We start from the raw sequence: 210 nt of genomic DNA on the forward strand, positions 1-210 counted from the left end.
ATTTTTCCTGTCTATATGGCGCATCCGATACGGATAGAGCTATTTGATACAGAAGTTGATTCCCTCCGTACGTTTGATATTTCAAATCAGCGTTCCATCGAGAATTTGCAGGAGATTGTAATTGGTCCGACGAGGGAAGTATTCGGCGATAAAGAAGTGTTCATACAAGCTGCTGATAAGTTAGAGCAGCATATGAACGGTTCGCTCTCC

General features: G+C 42.9%; 1 protein-coding gene. It reads left to right on the forward strand.

Annotated elements, in window-relative coordinates:
* Positions 1-210, forward strand: a 210-nt coding sequence (locus LKX83_RS33630) for a hypothetical protein (RefSeq protein WP_227887663.1), incomplete at both ends; no start/stop codon positions are given.

The organism is Cohnella baijiui (genome assembly GCF_020731285.1).
Lineage (GTDB): Bacteria > Bacillota > Bacilli > Paenibacillales > Paenibacillaceae > Cohnella.